This is a genomic window from Sinorhizobium sp. Y406, assembly GCF_058732025.1.
In genome coordinates this window covers 867,441-884,707 of sequence record NZ_CM178974.1, presented here as the reverse complement: position 1 = coordinate 884,707, position 17,267 = coordinate 867,441, and the positions used below count along the sequence as shown (strand labels likewise).

Below are 17,267 nucleotides of genomic sequence, written 5' to 3'. Positions count from 1 at the left end.
TCATACCCATCAATTTCATCCGAGGCTCCCTCGACGGTCCAGTTCTCCCGGTGGAAGACGCCCACCACGAAATCCCGAACGCCCGTGTCTTGGATGGCCGGAAACCGAGCTGTGAAGAAGTGACAATGCGCAGGGGACCGTGCCGAAGACGAGGAAGTCATTCGCGCCCTGGACCTTGCTCCGCTCGCTGGCGTGAAGCATCAAACTCCTTCGAGTTGGCCGTCGCTGCCGCCATCTGCCTCTTCGGTTTCCAGCCCGGCGCGGCTCTATAATCCCGTTCTGACCGGCGACGCCCAGTATGGGTCCGTGCTCATTCTCAATTTCACTCAGCCTTTGTCGGCGGCGGGCCAATTGTTGGTCGGTTCTTAGCTCGCGACCAAGTCGGACGTTTCACTCCAAAGCTCGAGCTCGTCGGCCTGCATGGAGATTTCCGCGTCGGCTCGGGGGCGATCACTGTAGCGGACGTTGCGAAGGAGGTTCATTAGCTGCGAGACCATCTTGTGATCCATATGGCCGCTGACTTCGGTGGTAAGACAGATAGCCGCTTGGTTGTCGACCACGCCTCCCTTTAGAGCTTGGGCTATTACGCCTGCGTACAAGACCTTCACCCGGTCCTCGCACCACTTTTCCAACTCAAGCATCGAAGTTATCGGCCTTGACGTGTCGAGTTCCGAAGTGCCGCCGATGAAGACCAGATTGCCTAGCGGAGGTTCGATCGAAACGTCGCCCATCTCAAACTTGAGATGGTAGCCCACGAAGTGGTGGCCTAGCTCGTGCCGAGCACGATCCAGACCCGAAATTGCAGCCACCGGCTTTTTGCCATTGAATATAGGATGTGCCCAGACGGCATACGCAATAGCCCGATAACACGCGTTATATGGTTGGAGAAGGTTAGCCCAACGACTCCACACTGAGGTTAGTGGCTGGAGGGGGAAGGCTTTTTAGCTGCCCCAACGCATCTACCGTCTGGTTCAGGAAATCGGCTGGGGCTGGGTAGCCGAAAAGTGGCTGGATCACAATCCTGCAAACATCCAGATGGACCTGCCAAATCCCCTGCCACAAGTTTCACATGCGGGGGATTTCTGTTTGTTTTCCTCAGAATACACCCACCATCGACGGTTGAAACGTGTCAGAGGTATGCGCGGAAAAAACAGACGTTTGTGATGAACAACATCAGACCTTCGCCAGCGCCTGATCCAGGTCGGCAATGATGTCCTCGACGTCCTCGATGCCGATCGACAGACGGACGACGTCCGGCCCGGCACCGGCAGAAACCTGCTGTTCCAGCGTGAGTTGCCGGTGAGTGGTCGAGGCCGGGTGAATGACGAGCGAGCGGGTGTCGCCGATATTCGCGAGATGCGAGAACATCTCGAGCGCTTCGACGAAACGCTTGCCCGCCTCGTATCCGTCCTTGAGCCCGAAGGTGAAGACAGCGCCTGCCCCCTTCGGAGAGTAACGCTGCTGGAGCGCATGGTTCGGGTCGCCATCGAGCCCGGCATAGCGGACCCAGGAGACCTTTTCCTGCGCCGCCAGCCATTTGGCCACGGCATGTGCGTTATCGCAATGGCGCTGCATCCTCAGCGGCAGCGTCTCGACGCCCGTCTGGATCAGGAAGGCGTTCATGGGCGAGATCGCCGGTCCGAAATCCCGGAGCCCCAGGACGCGGGCCGCAACGGCGAAGGCGAAATTGCCGAAGGCCTGGTGCAGCACGATGCCCGCGTATTCAGGCCGTGGCTCGGAAAGAAGCGGATACTTGCCTGATTTCGACCAATCGAACGTGCCGCCGTCGACCAGAATGCCGCCCATCGAATTGCCATGGCCGCCGATGAACTTGGTCAGCGAATGGACGACGATATCCGCCCCGTGCTCCAGCGGCCGCACGAGATAGGGTGTCGCCATCGTATTGTCGACGATCAGCGGCAGGCCGTGCCGGCGGGCGACTTCGGCAACCGCTGCGATATCGACGAAGATGCCGCCCGGATTGGCGAGGCTCTCGATGAAGATCGCCTTCGTGCGCCCGTCGATCTCTGCCCCGAAGCTTTCCGGATCGGCGCAATCGGCCCAACGCACCTGCCAGGCGAAGGACTTGAAGGCCTGGCCGAACTGGTTGACGGAACCGCCATAGAGCTGCCGTGCCGCGATGAAGTTGTCGCCCGGGCTCATGATCGTATGAAATGCGAGAAGCTGGGCTGCATGGCCCGAAGCCACGGCAAGCGCCGCCGTGCCGCCTTCGAGCGCGGCAATCCGCTCCTCCAGTACCGCCTGCGTCGGATTCATGATACGGGTGTAGATATTGCCGAATTGCTGCAGCCCGAAGAGTGCCGCGGCGTGATCCGCGTCGTTGAAGACGAAACTCGTCGTCTGGTAGATCGGCGTCGCGCGCGCGCCGGTCGTCGGGTCGGGCTGGGCTCCCGCGTGTATGGCCAGCGTGCTGAAGCCGGGTCCGGCTTTCGTCATCATGTTCTCCCTATTCGCCTAGCCGATCAGACGCGGATACTCGATGGCCGGGCAGCGATCCATCACGACCTTTAGGCCCGCGGCTTCGGCCTTGGCCGCGGCTTCGTCGTCGCGCACCGACAATTGGCCCCAGATTGCCTTGGGCAAACGGGGGAGAGCCAGGATTTCGTCGACGAGCCCCGGCAAGGCCGCCGGGGCTCGGAAAACGTCGACCATGTCGATCGGCTCGGCGATGTCGGCGAGCCTTGCAACGACAGGCTGATCGAGGATCGTTCTGCCCGCCTGGCCGGGATTGACCGGGATGACGCGGTATCCCTTACGCAGCAGGAAAGCCATTACCCGATGGCTCGGCCTTTCGGGCTTCGGCGAGGCGCCGACGAGGGCGACTGTCTTCGTCTCGCGCAGGATATCGGCGAGGTAACCATCCGGATAAGAATCGTGTTTCATGCTTCCAGTCGCCCATCGAATGCCAATTGCGCCGATAGTTGGCGCCGCCCCGCGACGAGTCAACCAAATCGCGGTTCTTTCGGCCGACTTTGCACCGATTCGTTGTCGTCGCGCCGAATTTCAACTCGGATACTGGAATCCGGTTGCATTTCCCCGAATGCAAGGCGACAAGTTCCCGACCCTCCTTCCGAAGCGCCAACCGAGGTTCATCTTGCCGCTTGATGTCATTGCGCTCGTGCTCTTCGGGGCGCTTCTGCATGCGACCTGGAATGCGCTCGTCAAAGCCGGCGCGGAGAAGTCGCTGGACGCCGCCATGGTTGCGCTCGGCGCCGCCGTCGTGGCGCTGCCGTTTCTCCCCCTCCTGCCGCTGCCGCGGCCGGAGGCATGGCCCTTCATCCTGGTCTCGGCAATCTTCCAGTTCGCCTATTTCCAACTGGTGGCCGCCTCCTATCGCGCCGGTGATATCGGCCTCGTCTACCCGCTCATGCGCGGCACGGCGCCACTAATCGTCGCGGCGACGAGCAGCATCGTCGTCGGCGAGCATCTGACCGACGGCGCGCTCGCCGGAATCCTGACGATCTCGGCGGGGGTGCTGACGCTCGCGCTGGAATCGCGCAAGGGCGGCCGGCGCGCCATTGCTCTCGCCCTTCTGAACGCCTGCGTGATTGCGAGCTACACCTTCATCGACGGTATCGGCGCGCGTGTTTCCGGCAACGCCATCTCCTATACGCTCTGGATGGCACCGCTGCCCCCGGTCCTGCTTTTCGCCTGGGCTTTCATGACGCGCGGCGTCAGGTCCGTGCTGGGCCACGTCCGTCACCATTGGTTGCGCGGCCTTGTCGGCGGCGCCGGCTCGCTCGGCTCCTACGGGCTGGCGCTCTGGGCGATGACCAGGGCTCCGGTTGCGACCGTCGCGGCGCTGCGCGAGACCGCCATCCTCTTTGCAGTGGTGATTTCCGTCGTGTTCCTGAAGGAACGCGTCAGCATCTGGCGCATCGCCGCGGCCTGCGTGATTGCGCTCGGCGCCCTGCTGCTCCGGCTCGCTTAGGGGCCTGGATTCTTCAGGTTTGCCGCAGGCACTCTCGTGGACCTGCTAGTCCTCATTCCACTCGGGCATGCGCTTACCGAGAAAGGCACCGATCCCCTCCTCCGCATCCCGTGCGAGCATGTTCTCGACCATGACGCCGACAGCGTAGTCATAGGCGGCATCGAGCGGCATTTCGGCCTGCCGATAGCAGGCTTCCTTGCCGATCTTAAGCGCCTGCGGCGATTTGGAGGCAATGACCGAGGCATATTTGTCGACCACCTGACGCAGATATTGCTGCGGCACGATGCGGTTGACGATGCCGAAGTCCTTGGCGGTGGACGCATCGATCGTCTCGCCCGTGAGCAGCATCTCCAGCGCCTGCTTCCGATGCGCTGTGCGCGTCAGCGCCACCATCGGCGTCGAGCAGAAGAGGCCGATATTGACCCCGGGCGTGCAGAACGTCGAGCTGTCGGTGCAGACCGCAAGATCACAGCTTGCAACGAACTGGCAACCCGCCGCGGTGGCAAGCCCGTCGATCTCGGCTATGACCGCCTGCGGCAGCCTGGTGATCTTCAGCATGATATCGGCCGCAAGGCGGACGGCGCGCTCGAAAAAAGCCCGGCCGCCATCGCTGTCGGCGCGATGAAGCGTCAGTTCCTTCAGATCGTGGCCGGCGGAGAAGACCTTGCCCGAAGCGGCAATGACGACGACCTTGGTCTCCTTCGACGAGGCGACGGCGTCGAGTTCCGACGCCAGCGCCTCCAGAAGCGCGAGCGAGAGGGCATTGGCCGGAGGGTTGTTCAACGTCAGCCGCAGCACGGGGCCGTTTGCCTCCCGCAAAAGCAGGCCGCCCGGCTCTTCCTTCCTGAAGGCAACGACGTCAGCCATGGTTTTCTCCCATTATCACGAAGGAACACGTCGTACGCCGCAGCCACAGGTCTTTCAACCCCGGCAGGCCGCTCGCGCGAGCGTCCCTGGTCAAAAACTGTGTGGTATTATGATACCATTTACATAACTAATTGTTTTTGCTTCCTCTTCTTTGTTGAGGCGGAAAATGCCGCTCTTGACCTCTCCCTCGCCCTTCCGTATAAGCTGCCGAAGATCGCGGTCCCTCTCGGGCCGCCTTCTTTTTTGGCTTCATCGGGGCCAAAGCAAGCAACAAGAAACGCCCGGCTCGTTTCCGGGTCCAACGAAAGAGTTTAGATATGGCAACCTTCGTTCAGAAGCCTGCAGGGGTGGAGAAGAAGTGGATCCTCATCGACGCCGAAGGGCTCGTTGTCGGCCGCCTCGCCACCATTATCGCAAACCGACTGCGCGGCAAGCATAAGGCCACCTTCACCCCGCATGTCGATGACGGCGACAATGTCATCGTCATCAATGCCGAGAAGGTCGCCCTCACCGGCAAGAAGTACTCCGACAAGAAGTACTACTGGCACACCGGCTATCCGGGTGGCATCAAGGAGCGTACCGCTCGCCAGATCATCGAAGGCCGCTTCCCGGAGCGGGTCATCGAGAAGGCGGTTGAGCGCATGGTTCCGCGCGGCCCGCTCGGCCGTCGCCAAATGAAGAACCTGCGCGTCTATGCAGGCGCGAACCATCCGCACGAAGCACAGCAGCCGACCGTCCTCGACGTCGCCAAGCTGAATAGCAAGAACATAAGGAGCGCCTGATAATGGCTGACCTTTCCGCTCTCAAGGAAATCGCCACGACGGCGGAACCGGCCGCTCCGGTTCACGTGAAGAAGGTCGACGCGCAGGGTCGTTCCTACGCGACCGGCAAGCGCAAGGACGCCGTCGCCCGCGTTTGGGTCAAGGCCGGCTCCGGCAAGATCACCGTCAACGGCAAGCCTTTCTCGGCTTACTTCGCCCGTCCGGTCCTGCAGATGATCCTGCAGCAGCCGATCGTCGCCGCTGCCCGTGATGGTCAGTTCGACGTCGACGCGACGGTTGCCGGCGGCGGCCTCTCCGGTCAGGCCGGTGCCGTTCGTCACGGCATCGCCAAGGCGCTGACCTACTTCGAACCGGGCCTGCGCTCCGTTCTGAAGCGCGGCGGCTTCCTCACCCGCGACAGCCGCGTGGTCGAGCGCAAGAAGTACGGCCGTGCAAAGGCACGCCGTTCGTTCCAGTTCTCCAAGCGTTAACCGCTGCACGGAATTGCGAATTCGAAAAAGGCGGGGCTCGGCTCCGCCTTTTTCTTTTCGGTATCCATTGTCGGAGTCTCGCGTGGAAAAAGCACGTCGACCATCTTGTTGCGCAACGGCGGGACCGGGAAAAATGGTACTGCCATTATGAAGTGCGTGTGGCGCGGGCGGAGCGCGCCTATGGCTCGATAGAACGGAGGCTTGAGCATGCCGGAAAAAACCATCGATCACGCCATCACGGCCCGCTCGCTCTACGGCGCGGCAACGGATCCGACGCATGCGGGCGTCCTCTCCTTCATGCGGCGCAAATACACCAAGGTCCTTAATGGCGTCGACGCCGTCGTCTGGGGTATTCCCTTCGATGCGGCCACGTCGAACCGCCCCGGTGCCCGTTTCGGACCGCAGGCGATCCGCCGGGCGTCTGCGATCTTCGACAACGATCCGCAATATCCGTTCCAGCGCGATCTCTTCGCGGACATGGCGACGATCGACTATGGCGACTGCCTGCTCGACTACGGCAACCACGCCGAGACGCCGGCGACCATCGAACGCGAGGCGGGGAAGATCCTGAGGTCGGGCGCCTATCTCCTGACGCTCGGCGGTGACCATTTCGTCACCTATCCCGTGCTCAAGGCGCATGTGGCGCTCCATGGTCCCCTTGCCCTCGTCCATTTCGACGCTCATCAGGACACCTGGCCCGACGCCGGGGGTCGTATCGATCATGGCTCCTTCGTCGGCCGCGCCGCACGCGAAGGGCTGATCGACGCGGAGCGCTCGATCCAGATCGGCATCCGCACGCATGCGCCGGAGGATTGCGGCATCCGCATCGTCTACGGCCATGAGGTCGAGGAGATGCGTACGGGGGAAATCGCCGAGACGATCGTCCGCCACGTCGGCAGCCACGCTGCCTATCTCACCTTCGACATCGACTGCCTCGATCCGGCCTTTGCACCGGGCACCGGCACCCCGGTCGCCGGCGGCCCATCCAGCGCGAAGATCCTTTCCGTCCTCAGCAAGCTCGGCGCGCTTCATGTCGCTGGCAGCGATGTCGTCGAAGTGGCGCCTGCCTACGACCATGCGGATATGACCGCCATTGCTGGGTCGACGATCGCCATGTATATGCTGGGCCTGCGCGCCGAATGGCTTGCGGAGCGACGCGGCTGACGTTGCGTTAACAAAAAGATTCAATTCGATGTCAGACCGATTCCGGAAATCCCCGTAAAGGTCTGCAGGAGCGGGATAAATCATGAAACCGAAGATCTTCATCGATGGCGAGCATGGCACGACTGGGCTGCAGATCCGCGCGCGCATGGCCGGCCGCTCCGATGTCGAACTCCTGTCGATTCCGGAAGCGGAGCGTCGTAACGCGGCGATGCGCGAGGACCTTTTGAACGGCGCCGATATCGCCATTCTCTGCCTGCCGGACGATGCCTCGCGGGAGGCGGTCGCCATGGTCGCCGGCAACAACAGCGTGCGCATCATCGATACGTCGACCGCGCATCGCGTGGCGCCCGACTGGGCCTATGGCTTTGCCGAGATGGACCGGGCGCAGCCCGAGAAGATCCGCGGCGCCCGGCACGTCGCCAATCCCGGCTGCTATCCGACTGGCGCCATCGGCGCCATCCGGCCGCTGCGCCAGGCGGGCATCCTGCCGGACGGATATCCCGTCACCGTCAATGCCGTCTCCGGTTATACGGGCGGCGGCAAGCAGATGATCGCGCAGATGGAGGACAAGCAGCATCCCGAGCATATCGGCGCACCGCACTTCCTCTATAGCCTCCCCCTGAAGCACAAGCACGTGCCGGAGATGAAGATGCATGGCTTGCTCGAGCGCGCGCCGGTCTTCTCGCCCTCCGTCGGGAACTTCCCACAGGGCATGATCGTGCAGGTTCCGCTTTATCTCGACGAGCTTGCGGCCGGCGCGACGCTCGAAAGCATTCACGCCGCGCTCGTCGAGCACTATGCCGGTCAGTCGATCGTCGAAGTCGTGCCGCTCGAAGAAAGTGCCCAGCTGGCTCGCATTGATGCCGCCGAGCTCGCCGGCCAAGATACTATGAAGCTCTTCGTCTTCGGCACCAGCGGCGGCGCGCATGTGAACCTCGTCGCCCTGCTCGACAACCTCGGCAAGGGCGCTTCGGGGGCGGCCGTCCAGAATATGGATCTGATGCTCTCGGCCTGACCAACGGCAGTAGATCCTGACCGATCTGACCTGCCACGCCGCGTCGAACGCGACAAGGCCGCGACCCCGTTCCGGGTCGCGGCCATTCGGTGTCCGGCCTGCATTCAGTTCAAGCCTAGGAACCGCGGCAGGGCAAGCGAGATTTCCGGGACATAGGTCAACGCCGCCAGGAAACAGAGCGCCGTCAGCAGCCATGGCCAGCTTGCTCGCGTCACTTCCGTCAGACCCAGCTTCGATAGCGCAGAGGCGACATAGAGATTGAGCCCGACCGGGGGCGTGCAAAGCCCGATCTCCATATTGACCACCAGCATGATGCCGAAATGAACCGGGTCGACACCGAGCTTGACGGCGACCGGATAAAGTATCGGCGCCATGATCAGAACGATCGCCGAGGGCTCCATCACCATGCCGATCATAAGCAGGATCACGTTGACCATCAGCAGGAAGCCGATCTTGCCGAAGCCGAAATCGACGATCCACGACGACAGCATCTGCGGTATCTGTTCCGAGGTCAGGATGAAGGCGAACATGACGGCATTGGTGATGATGTAGAGCAGCATCGCCGACATGGCCGCCGAGGCCAGCAGCACCTTCGGCACCTCGCGCAGCGTGATGTCCTTGTAGACCCAAACCGCGATGACGAAGGCGTAAACGGCCGAGACCGCGGCCGCCTCGGTCGGCGTGAAGATGCCGCCGTAGATGCCACCCATGATGATCACGATCAGCATCAGGCCCCAGACGCTTTCGCGGAACGCCTTGATGCGCTCGCTCCACGGCGCCCGCGGCATGCGCGGATAGTCGTTCTTCCAAGCTCGATAGGTGGTCGTGGCGCCGAGCATCGTAGCAAGCATCAGCCCGGGAACGACGCCGGCCATGAACAGGGTGCCGATGGAGGCGGACATGACCTGTTCGCCATTCGGACCGGTCACCACCATGCCGGATGTGGCGACGGCATACATGACCATCACGATGGACGGCGGAATCAGGATACCGAGACCGCCGGCCGTCGCCACCGCGCCGACGCCGAACTGCGGCGGATAACCCTGCCGGACCATGGCGGGGATCAGGATCGAACCGACGGCCATCACCGTTGCCGGCGACGAGCCGGAGATTGCTGCGAACAGGGCGCAGGCCAGCACCGACGCAAGTCCCATGCCGCCATACCAGTGCCCCACCATCGAGGTCGCGAACCGGATCATCCGCTTGGCGACCCCGCCATGGGTAAGGAAATTGCCGGCCAGGATGAAGAACGGGATCGCCATGATCTCGAATTTCTCGATACCCGTGAACAGCTTCAACGCGATCGAGTCCATCGGGATGCCGGTGAAACCGAAGAGGAAGGCGAAGACCGTCAACCCCAGCGCGATGGAGACGGGCATGCCGGTGACGAGCAGGATCGCAAGAATCGCAAAGATCAGAAGCGCGGTCATGCGTGAGCTCCCTTGGAAAGATCCTCGGCCTCTTCTTCCAGTCCTTCCACGGCACCATGGTCATGATGCGCAATGAAGCCCGTGGTCACGTAGAGCCAGAGCGCCTGGACGAAACGGAAACACATCAGTGCCGACCCAAGCGGAACCGCGAGATAGACGATCCACATCTGGATCTCGAGATCTGGCGAGGTCTGACCGCCCTTTGCGACATGATAGACGAAGTCGCTGCCGATCCAGGCGATGATTGCGGTGAACAGAACCCCGCCGGACATGGCGACTATGGTAACGAGCCGGCGAGCCGCCCCGGTAAGGCGCTCGACGAGGATATCGACGCCGACGTGGATACCAACGCGCACGCCGTAGGCCGCGCCAAACTTGGCCATCCAGACGAACAGGTAGATACAGGCCTCCTGCGCCCAGGTAAGCTTGATCGCGTTCACTGTCTTGAAGAAGGAGCGCGCGAAGTCCATCAGGGCGGGCATGTCGTTGGTGCGGGCGAAGCCGACTATGTCGGCTGCAAATCCGATGGAAAAACGGTGCAGGACCGCGACGAAGATCAGCGCCACGGCCACAGCCATGAGCACGGAAATCAGAATCTCTTCGAGGCGGTCGAGGATGCGCAGAGTCATGGCGAACCTCGAAAAAAAAAGGGGACGCGGCGCCAGCCACGCCCCCGCAGGCCGAGTGGTGATCAGTTGGTGCTGCCGAGAGTAGTGCGGACCTGCTCGATCAGATCGGCGCCGACACGTCCGGACATCTCTTCATAGACCGGCTTCAGGGCCTCGACCCATTCGGCACGCTCGTCCTCGGTCAATTCGTGGAATTCCGTCGTCCCGGCTGCCTTCATGGCAGCGAGCGCAGCCTCGTTTTCCTGCTTGGCGATGGAGTTCGCATATTCCGTCGACTCTGCCATTGCCTGCGACAGCTTCTCCCGGATCGCCGGATCGAGGCCGTCCCAGAAGGCCTTGTTGACGATGACCGCATAGCCGAGATAGCCGTGATTGGAAATCGTGGCGTGCTTCTGCACCTCATGCATCTTCTGGGTATACATGTTCGATGGCGGGTTTTCCGTGCCGTCGACGACACCCGTCTGCAGCGCCTGGTAGACTTCCGAGAACGCCATCACCTGCGGAACGGCGCCGAGCGCCTGCATCTGCGCCTCGAGAATCTTCGAGGACTGGATGCGCATCTTGAGACCGAGGAAGTCGTCGGGCGTGTGCAGCGGCGAGTTAGCTGACATGACCTTGAAGCCATTGTCCCAATAGGCAAGCCCCGTAATGCCCTTGTCCTCCAGCTTCGACAGCAGCGACTTACCGATCTCTCCATCGGTGATCTTGCGAAGATCGTCATAGCCGTTCATCAAGAAGGGCAGATCGAAAATCTCGAACTGCTGCACGCCGAGCGGCCCGAATTTGGCAAGCGAAGGGGCGAGCATCTGCACGGCGCCGAGTTGCAACGCCTCCAGCTCCTCCTTGTCCTTGTAAAGCTGGCTGTTCGGGTAGACCTCCACCTTCACCGCGCCGTCGGTATATTTCTCGGCCAGCTCCTTGAACTTCTCCGCCCCCTTGCCCTTCGGCGTATCCGGCGCGACGACGTGACTGAATTTGATGACGACCGGCTCGGCCCAGGCGGGCATTGCAACGGTGAGCGCAAGGGCAGCAGCCCCGGCCAAGCGGGCGAAAGTGCGACGTGTCAGCATATTTTCTCCTCCTCTAATCATGCCTCCCGTGCAGGCGCTGGTCGCAAACCGTGGAATGCTCCTGCTTGCATGATGCCTCTCCTTGCCAGCCTTTGCGCCTGACGGCTATTGTGGGTTTCCACAATCGACAGGCCCAACCAGGAAAAATTCAAGAAGTGGGCTTTGCGACCGAGGGAGGTGGGCGCACTGAAAGAGCGGGACGGGACGCGGCCAGGGGAGGATCCGTGGTCGGCGAACGTGAGGGAACAGGGCGGTCGGACCGATCTTCTGTCACTGGTACCCCTTGCGGCCATCGTGGCGCTGGTGGCGCTTGTGGCTGCGCTGGTCTGGATCGTCAGCCGCAGCGAGGCCGAGCAGGCGCGAACGAAGCTTGCCACCGACGCGCTGTGGGTGGAACAGACCTTGCGATTCCAGCTTTCGGTTGACGAGGACATGCTGGCGCGACTGGCGCTCGATGCCTCCGGCGGCACGCAGGCCGAGGTACTCGACGCGCGAGCGCGGCTCCATATCGCCAACAACCCGGAAGTGCTCTCGATCGTATGGCATGATGCGGCAGGGAACGTGACCAGGGCCGTGCCGGGACTCGACAGCACGCCGGACCGGCGGCTCGTCGAGCGCATGGTGCAGTCACGCACGGTCTCCGCCCGGCCGGTTTTCGGCGAGGTCACGTCGCAGCGCTTCAGCATGGGCGTCTGGCTGCAGGGCGGTACCGGCATCGTCACGGCGACGATCTCCGTCCCGCTGATGCTCGAGCGACACATTCCATGGTGGATCGCCGAGCAATATGGTGTCGAACTCGCCGACGCAGGCGGAAGCGTGATCGCCAGACGAGCGAAACGCAGCCCCGATCCGCAAAACCCGACCCACACGATCAGTTTCGACCCGCCGCTGCCCGGCACCGTTCTGCGGATAGGGTCCTATGATCCGCCGATGGCCTTCGTGAACACGCTGCTCGTCGCCGTGATCGCGGGTCTGGCGGCTTTCGCCATTCTCGCCTTGCTCACGCTATACCGAAGTGCACAACGCCGGCGGCGTGCCGAGCAGCGCCTCGAGGGCGAAATGGCGTTTCGCCGGTCTATGGAAGAGAGTCTCACGGTGGGGCTGAGAGCAAAGGACCATCAGGGGCGCGTGCTCTACGTGAACACGGCCTTCTGCAAGCTCGTCGGTTGGCCGGCCGCCGAACTCGTCGGGCGTTCCCCGCCTATGCCCTATTGGTCGCCGGACCGGCTGGAGGAGACCCTCGCCCGCCAGCGCGCGCTGACGGAGGGCGGCGCCGTTTCCCAAGCGTTCGAGACCCGGTTTCGCCGGGCCGACGGCACCGAAATCGACGTGCAGGTCTATGAGGCCCCGCTCATCGACGCCGCAGGCAGCCATCGCGGCTGGATGGGCTCCGTCATCGACATCACCGATAGCAAACGGGCGGCCCGGCTGGCCCGAGCCCAGGACGAGAGCATGGCCCGCACCGGCCGCCTTGTCACGCTGGGAGAGATGGCTTCGACGCTGGCGCACGAACTGAACCAGCCGCTCTCGGCGATTGCGAGCTATTCCGCGGGACTTGCCAATTTGTTGCAACAGGGCAAGGCCGAGCCGGCCGTTCTGGGGCCGGCCGTCGAAAAGCTCTCGCTCCAGGCCAATCGTGCCGGGCAGATCATCCGGCGCATCCAGGATTTCGCAAGGAAGCGCGAACCGCATTTCGGCAGGCTACGCCTGCGCGATGTGGTGACCGACACTATCGGCTTCATGCTGGCGGATGCCCGCGAAAACCGCGTCCGGGTCGTCACCGAACTGACGGATGTCGGGACGGTCATGGCCGATCGCATTCTTCTTGAGCAGGTTCTCGTGAACCTGATCCGCAACGGCATGGAGGCCATGGCCGAGGACCGCCGCACGGGCGACCGACTCGTCCTCCGTCTCCTGAAAGGCGCGGACGGCCATGCGCTAATCGAGGTGGAGGATCAGGGCGGAGGCATTGCGCCCGAAGTGGCGGGACGGCTTTTCGACGCTTTCACCTCCACGAAGGAGCAGGGAATGGGAATGGGACTGAACATCTGCCGGTCGATCGTGGAACTGCATCGCGGCCATCTTGCGCATCGGCCCGGCGCCGGAGGGGGAACGGTGTTCACCGTTACCCTTCCGCTGGCAGACGAAATGGAAAAGGCGGTGGGCTACTCATGACGAGCACGATCCATATTGTCGACGACGAGGAGAGCATCCGCGACGCGCTCGCCTTCCTCTTCGCATCGCGTGGACTTTCCGCACAAGGCTGGTCGTCCGGCGAGGCGTTTTTGGAGGCCCTGCCGGACGAGGACTGCGCCTGCGTTGTTCTCGATGTGCGCATGGAAGGCCTGTCCGGTCCGGAGGTGTTCGATCGGCTGCGCGCCAGAGGCTGGACGGCGCCGGTCATCTTCCTGACGGGTCACGCGGACGTGCCCGTTGCGGTGCAAACGCTGAAGGCGGGGGCTTTCGATTTCGTCGAGAAGCCCTTCAACGACAACCTTCTGGTCGATCTCGTCCTGAAAGCCGTCGCCACGCACGAGAACAGACGTGCGCTCCTGGGGCATCAGCAGGCTCTGCAACGCCGGGTCCAGACGCTCTCGAATCGCGAGACGGAGGTCATGCACTTGATGCTGCAGGCGAAGCTCAACAAACAGATCGCCCATGAGCTCGGCATCTCGATACGCACCGTGGAGGTGCATCGCAGCCGGGTCCTCGAGAAACTGGGCGCCCGCAACACGACCGAGCTTGCGGGAATGCTGGCAGAACTGGCCCCCCCGTAACCCACTCGCTGACGTAGCGGATCAATCGCGCCGTTCGATCGCCGTTTCCCTCGGATACTCGCCGATAAAGCCGCGCCAGTGGGCGATCGCGAAGCCGAGCACCCCGAGCGCGCCCGCTTGATGCAGCACACCCCAGCCGACCGGCACCTGCAGGAGAAGCGTAGTGATGCCGATCGCCGCCTGCACCGTCACCAGCGCGAAAAGAACCACCGAACGGCGGGCATGCGTCGTCTCCGGCGCGGCACGCAGCGACGAAATCATGTGCACGAGCGCAAGGACAAAAAGCAGATAGGCTCCCACACGGTGGAAGAACTGGCCGGTCTTCGGATTCTCGAAGAGATTGATCCAGGCCGGATCCTGCGCGAACAGCCCTCCCGGCACGATCGCGCCGTCCATCAGCGGCCAGGTATTATAGGTCAAGCCCGCGTCGAGGCCGGCGACGAGCGCACCGAGATAGATCTGAAAGAGGCTCATGCCGGCAATGACAGCCGCCATGGTCCTTGCCTTTTTCGTCGGTGCCGCGTCGCCGGAATGCGGAGAAAGGGCGCGGAAGATCCACATGCAGGCGGCAAAGATCAGGCAGGCAATGACAAGATGGGTGGCAAGCCGGTACTGGCTGACTTCGGTTCTCTCGACCAGACCGGACGAGACCATCCACCAGCCGATAAAGCCCTGGAAGCCGCCAAGCGCCAGAAGGCCCACAAGCGGCAGCTTCAGGCGCCTTTCGATCCGCCCCGTCAGCCAGAAGAAGAGGAGCGGCAAGGCGAAGATCGCGCCGATGGAACGGGCAAGCAGCCGGTGTGCCCATTCCCACCAGAAGATCGTTTTGAACTCATCGACGGACATGCCCTTGTTGAGCTGCTCATATTGGGGAATGCGCTGGTAGAGACGGAATTCCTCTTCCCACTCCTCCGCCGACAGAGGCGGAATGGCGCCATGGATCGGCTTCCACTCGGTGATCGAGAGGCCGGATTCAGTCAACCGTGTCGCGCCGCCGACAAGCACCAGCGCAAAGAGCGTGAAGAGGACCACGGCGAGCCAGCCGCGGATCTGCCGGCGATTGCGCCCGGTCCTGTCGATCTCGGTGAGAAGCGTCCGTTCTGTTGCCGCGTCGGCGTGGGCCATCAGCCTGTCCTCATTCGTCGGCGGACACGGCCCTCGTGCAGCTTGCCGCCATAGCCGGTCCGAAAGCCGTTGATTTGCACCAGACGGCCGTGCAAAACAAGTCCAGAGCCTTTGCGGCATGCCGTCGCGGCCAAGTTCGAGACGTGGGTGCGCGGCACGCGGAATATTGCGGACCCCGCATCCGGCGCTGCTATCCGAAAGAAGTCAAATGCCCGTACGCCTTAGAAAACTGATCGGCACAATCCTGATCATCATTCTCGTCATCACCTATGCGCTGGCGGCCGTAACCTTCGCCTCCCTCCTGCTCGGCGCGTCAGCGTGGTGGGCGCATCTCCTCTATTTCTTCTTTACCGGGCTCCTGTGGATCCTTCCAGCCATGCTGATCATCAAGTGGATGGAAAAACCCGCAAGACGCTGACACAGGAGCGCATATGAGGATCGCCGTCATTTCCGATATTCACGGGAACCATCTCGCGCTGGAGGCGGTCCTCGCGGATATCGATGCGCAGGGCATCGGCGAGATCGTCAACCTCGGCGATCATCTGAGCGGCCCTCTCGACGCAGCCCGGACGGCCGATATCCTGATCTCCCGGGGCATGGCGGCGATCCGCGGCAACCATGACCGCTATCTGCTCACGCAGGATCCAAGCGAGATGAGTCTTTCCGACCGGGCGGCCCATGACCAGCTTGAGACGCGGCATCTGGAATGGCTGGCGACGCTGCCGGAGACGTTCGTCTATCGTGACACGCTCTTTCTCTGCCATGGCACGCCGCAGGGCGACGAGACCTATTGGATGGAGTCCCTGACCCCCGACGGCATCGCCCATATGTCGAACCGGGAGGCGATCGAAGATTTCGCGCAAAACATCGCCTATCCGGTGATTCTCTGCGCTCACACGCATATACCGCGTGCGGTGCGGCTTCGGGACGGGCGACTCCTCGTCAATCCAGGAAGCGTCGGTTGCCCCGGCTATACCGACGATCACCCCATTGCCCACAGGGTGGAGACCGGTTCGCCGGACGCGCGCTATGCCATTCTCGATCACACGGCGAAGGGATGGAGCGTGACCTTCCGCTGCATTCCCTACGATCACATGGCGATGGCGAGACTGGCCGCCGATCGCAACCGCCCGGATTGGGCAAGCGTGCTCGCCACCGGCTTTCTGGACTGAGTTACCGCGCGCCCTCGAGCGCCTTGAGGTCGGCACCGGTGATCGCCGCGATGTTGCGCGTCACCTTGTCGATCGGCCAGTGCCACCAGGCGATTTCCAGCAGCCGCTCTATGGCTTCGGCCGGAAAGCGCGTTCTGACGATTCGCGCCGGGTTTCCCGCCACGACGGCATAGGGCGGCACGTCTTTCGCCACGACCGATTTGGCCGCGATGATGGCGCCGTCTCCAATCCTGACACCCGGCATGATCGTCGCCTCCATGCCGATCCACACGTCATTGCCGATGATGGTGTCGCCGCGATGGCCGGCCGTATGGGCCGCAGGATCGGAGGCTTCACGCCATGACCCGGGGAAAATGCCGAATGGAAAGGTCGAGAAGCCGTCCAGCGCGTGATTGGCGCCGTTCATGATGAATTGCACGCCGGTCGCAAGGGCACAGAAGCGGCCGATCACCAGGCGATCGCCGATGAAGTCGTAGTGATAGAGGACACACTTCTCTTCGAAGCACTCGGGCCCCTCGGGATCGTCGTAGTAGCTGTATTCGCCGATCTCGATCAGAGGCGAACGCACGAGATTCTTCAGGAATCCGACGCGCGGAAATTCGGCAATGGGAAATTTGGCACCGGAGTCCGGCGCCAGGTGGCTGGATCGCATCACTGGTTTCTCGCTCCCCCGCAATCGTAGTCCCATGTAACGCGGCGAGATGCTTTTTAAACAGCCACATTTCACCCTTTGCTAACCGCATTGCGCGATCAGCCCCCGCCCGCCCGCGAGATTAATCCGGCATAGGAGGATTTTGCGTTTGAATGGCATCAC

General features: G+C 62.5%; 18 protein-coding genes. 9 read left to right on the top strand and 9 right to left on the bottom strand.

What is annotated here, in order from left to right; all coding sequences use genetic code 11:
* Window positions 1-365: 365 nt before the first annotated feature.
* From AC4P1R_RS04245 to AC4P1R_RS04235, 3 genes are all read right to left on the bottom strand, one after another.
* Entirely contained in the window at window positions 366-755 is a 390-nt protein-coding gene (locus tag AC4P1R_RS04245) for a hypothetical protein (protein ID WP_131820501.1), read from the bottom strand.
* Window positions 756-1,173: 418 nt separating this feature from the next.
* Window positions 1,174-2,457 (bottom strand): O-acetylhomoserine aminocarboxypropyltransferase, encoded by a 1,284-nt coding sequence (locus AC4P1R_RS04240; protein WP_225190730.1) that lies wholly within the window; start codon window positions 2,455-2,457, stop codon window positions 1,174-1,176.
* An 18-nt stretch (window positions 2,458-2,475) separates the two neighbouring features.
* Window positions 2,476-2,904 carry a CoA-binding protein gene (locus AC4P1R_RS04235; protein ID WP_069460694.1) on the bottom strand — a complete coding sequence of 143 codons (429 nt, stop codon included), beginning with the start codon at window positions 2,902-2,904 and terminating at the stop codon, window positions 2,476-2,478.
* Window positions 2,905-3,115: 211 nt separating this feature from the next.
* On the opposite strand from AC4P1R_RS04235, the gene AC4P1R_RS04230 reads away from it, so the two are divergent.
* A complete protein-coding gene (locus AC4P1R_RS04230; RefSeq protein WP_069460856.1) occupies window positions 3,116-3,952 on the top strand; it encodes an EamA family transporter in 837 nt (278 codons plus the stop codon).
* Between the two features lie 45 nt (window positions 3,953-3,997).
* Here AC4P1R_RS04230 and AC4P1R_RS04225 read toward each other — a convergent pair whose 3' ends face one another.
* Complete coding sequence (locus AC4P1R_RS04225) at window positions 3,998-4,819, bottom strand: enoyl-CoA hydratase (RefSeq protein WP_069460693.1); 822 nt, start codon at window positions 4,817-4,819, stop codon at window positions 3,998-4,000.
* A 317-nt stretch (window positions 4,820-5,136) separates the two neighbouring features.
* Here AC4P1R_RS04225 and rplM point away from each other — a divergent pair, with 317 nt between their 5' ends.
* From rplM to argC, 4 genes are all read left to right on the top strand, one after another.
* A complete protein-coding gene (gene rplM, locus AC4P1R_RS04220) occupies window positions 5,137-5,601 on the top strand; it encodes a 50S ribosomal protein L13 (RefSeq protein WP_492177453.1) in 465 nt (154 codons plus the stop codon).
* 2 nt (window positions 5,602-5,603) lie between these two features.
* Window positions 5,604-6,071: a 30S ribosomal protein S9 gene (gene rpsI / locus AC4P1R_RS04215; protein WP_012707595.1), complete on the top strand. Its 468-nt coding sequence runs from the start codon at window positions 5,604-5,606 to the stop codon at window positions 6,069-6,071.
* A 207-nt stretch (window positions 6,072-6,278) separates the two neighbouring features.
* Window positions 6,279-7,235, top strand: a complete 957-nt coding sequence (gene speB / locus AC4P1R_RS04210) for an agmatinase (protein ID WP_069460690.1) — start codon at window positions 6,279-6,281, stop codon at window positions 7,233-7,235.
* An 82-nt stretch (window positions 7,236-7,317) separates the two neighbouring features.
* A complete protein-coding gene (gene argC, locus AC4P1R_RS04205; protein WP_069460689.1) occupies window positions 7,318-8,250 on the top strand; it encodes an N-acetyl-gamma-glutamyl-phosphate reductase in 933 nt (310 codons plus the stop codon).
* Between the two features lie 104 nt (window positions 8,251-8,354).
* Here the strand turns inward: argC and AC4P1R_RS04200 are convergent, their stop codons facing one another.
* The 3 genes from AC4P1R_RS04200 to AC4P1R_RS04190 all read right to left on the bottom strand — a co-directional run bounded on the left by AC4P1R_RS04200 (window position 8,355) and on the right by AC4P1R_RS04190 (window position 11,379).
* Window positions 8,355-9,680 (bottom strand): TRAP transporter large permease, encoded by a 1,326-nt coding sequence (locus AC4P1R_RS04200; protein WP_069460688.1) that lies wholly within the window; start codon window positions 9,678-9,680, stop codon window positions 8,355-8,357.
* A complete protein-coding gene (locus AC4P1R_RS04195; RefSeq protein ID WP_069460687.1) occupies window positions 9,677-10,309 on the bottom strand; it encodes a TRAP transporter small permease in 633 nt (210 codons plus the stop codon). The genes AC4P1R_RS04200 and AC4P1R_RS04195 overlap by 4 nt, the downstream gene beginning before the upstream one ends.
* A gap of 62 nt (window positions 10,310-10,371) precedes the next feature.
* Window positions 10,372-11,379 (bottom strand): TRAP transporter substrate-binding protein, encoded by a 1,008-nt coding sequence (locus tag AC4P1R_RS04190; protein ID WP_069460686.1) that lies wholly within the window; start codon window positions 11,377-11,379, stop codon window positions 10,372-10,374.
* Window positions 11,380-11,556: 177 nt separating this feature from the next.
* Here AC4P1R_RS04190 and AC4P1R_RS04185 point away from each other — a divergent pair, with 177 nt between their 5' ends.
* Window positions 11,557-13,554 (top strand): two-component system sensor histidine kinase NtrB, encoded by a 1,998-nt coding sequence (locus AC4P1R_RS04185; RefSeq protein WP_207544041.1) that lies wholly within the window; start codon window positions 11,557-11,559, stop codon window positions 13,552-13,554.
* Complete coding sequence (locus AC4P1R_RS04180) at window positions 13,551-14,156, top strand: response regulator transcription factor (RefSeq protein WP_069460685.1); 606 nt, start codon at window positions 13,551-13,553, stop codon at window positions 14,154-14,156. The genes AC4P1R_RS04185 and AC4P1R_RS04180 overlap by 4 nt, the downstream gene beginning before the upstream one ends.
* A 21-nt stretch (window positions 14,157-14,177) precedes the next feature.
* Here the strand turns inward: AC4P1R_RS04180 and AC4P1R_RS04175 are convergent, their stop codons facing one another.
* Entirely contained in the window at window positions 14,178-15,281 is a 1,104-nt protein-coding gene (locus tag AC4P1R_RS04175) for a COX15/CtaA family protein (RefSeq protein ID WP_069460684.1), read from the bottom strand.
* 208 nt (window positions 15,282-15,489) lie between these two features.
* Between AC4P1R_RS04175 and AC4P1R_RS04170 the strand changes: the two genes are divergently transcribed.
* Window positions 15,490-15,699 carry a DUF2842 domain-containing protein gene (locus AC4P1R_RS04170; protein WP_069460683.1) on the top strand — a complete coding sequence of 70 codons (210 nt, stop codon included), beginning with the start codon at window positions 15,490-15,492 and terminating at the stop codon, window positions 15,697-15,699.
* Window positions 15,700-15,712: 13 nt separating this feature from the next.
* On the top strand, window positions 15,713-16,453 hold the full coding sequence (locus AC4P1R_RS04165; protein WP_069460682.1) for a metallophosphoesterase family protein: 741 nt from the start codon (window positions 15,713-15,715) through the stop codon (window positions 16,451-16,453).
* 1 nt (window position 16,454) lies between these two features.
* Here AC4P1R_RS04165 and AC4P1R_RS04160 read toward each other — a convergent pair whose 3' ends face one another.
* Window positions 16,455-17,105 (bottom strand): CatB-related O-acetyltransferase, encoded by a 651-nt coding sequence (locus tag AC4P1R_RS04160; RefSeq protein ID WP_069460681.1) that lies wholly within the window; start codon window positions 17,103-17,105, stop codon window positions 16,455-16,457.
* Window positions 17,106-17,267: the final 162 nt, after the last annotated feature.

Bases quoted from the DNA above. Each gene is read 5' to 3' on its own strand.
- AC4P1R_RS04240 (WP_225190730.1), bottom strand. From the start codon at position 2,457: ATGACGAAAGCCGGACCCGGCTTCAGCACGCTGGCCATACACGCGGGA.
- AC4P1R_RS04225 (WP_069460693.1), bottom strand. From the start codon at position 4,819: ATGGCTGACGTCGTTGCCTTCAGGAAGGAAGAGCCGGGCGGCCTGCTT.
- AC4P1R_RS04235 (WP_069460694.1), bottom strand. From the start codon at position 2,904: ATGAAACACGATTCTTATCCGGATGGTTACCTCGCCGATATCCTGCGC.
- AC4P1R_RS04165 (WP_069460682.1), top strand. From the start codon at position 15,713: ATGAGGATCGCCGTCATTTCCGATATTCACGGGAACCATCTCGCGCTG.
- argC (WP_069460689.1), top strand. From the start codon at position 7,318: ATGAAACCGAAGATCTTCATCGATGGCGAGCATGGCACGACTGGGCTG.
- rplM (WP_492177453.1), top strand. From the start codon at position 5,137: ATGGCAACCTTCGTTCAGAAGCCTGCAGGGGTGGAGAAGAAGTGGATC.
- AC4P1R_RS04190 (WP_069460686.1), bottom strand. From the start codon at position 11,379: ATGCTGACACGTCGCACTTTCGCCCGCTTGGCCGGGGCTGCTGCCCTT.
- speB (WP_069460690.1), top strand. From the start codon at position 6,279: ATGCCGGAAAAAACCATCGATCACGCCATCACGGCCCGCTCGCTCTAC.
- AC4P1R_RS04200 (WP_069460688.1), bottom strand. From the start codon at position 9,680: ATGACCGCGCTTCTGATCTTTGCGATTCTTGCGATCCTGCTCGTCACC.
- rpsI (WP_012707595.1), top strand. From the start codon at position 5,604: ATGGCTGACCTTTCCGCTCTCAAGGAAATCGCCACGACGGCGGAACCG.
- AC4P1R_RS04170 (WP_069460683.1), top strand. From the start codon at position 15,490: ATGCCCGTACGCCTTAGAAAACTGATCGGCACAATCCTGATCATCATT.
- AC4P1R_RS04160 (WP_069460681.1), bottom strand. From the start codon at position 17,105: ATGCGATCCAGCCACCTGGCGCCGGACTCCGGTGCCAAATTTCCCATT.
- AC4P1R_RS04195 (WP_069460687.1), bottom strand. From the start codon at position 10,309: ATGACTCTGCGCATCCTCGACCGCCTCGAAGAGATTCTGATTTCCGTG.
- AC4P1R_RS04175 (WP_069460684.1), bottom strand. From the start codon at position 15,281: ATGGCCCACGCCGACGCGGCAACAGAACGGACGCTTCTCACCGAGATC.
- AC4P1R_RS04180 (WP_069460685.1), top strand. From the start codon at position 13,551: ATGACGAGCACGATCCATATTGTCGACGACGAGGAGAGCATCCGCGAC.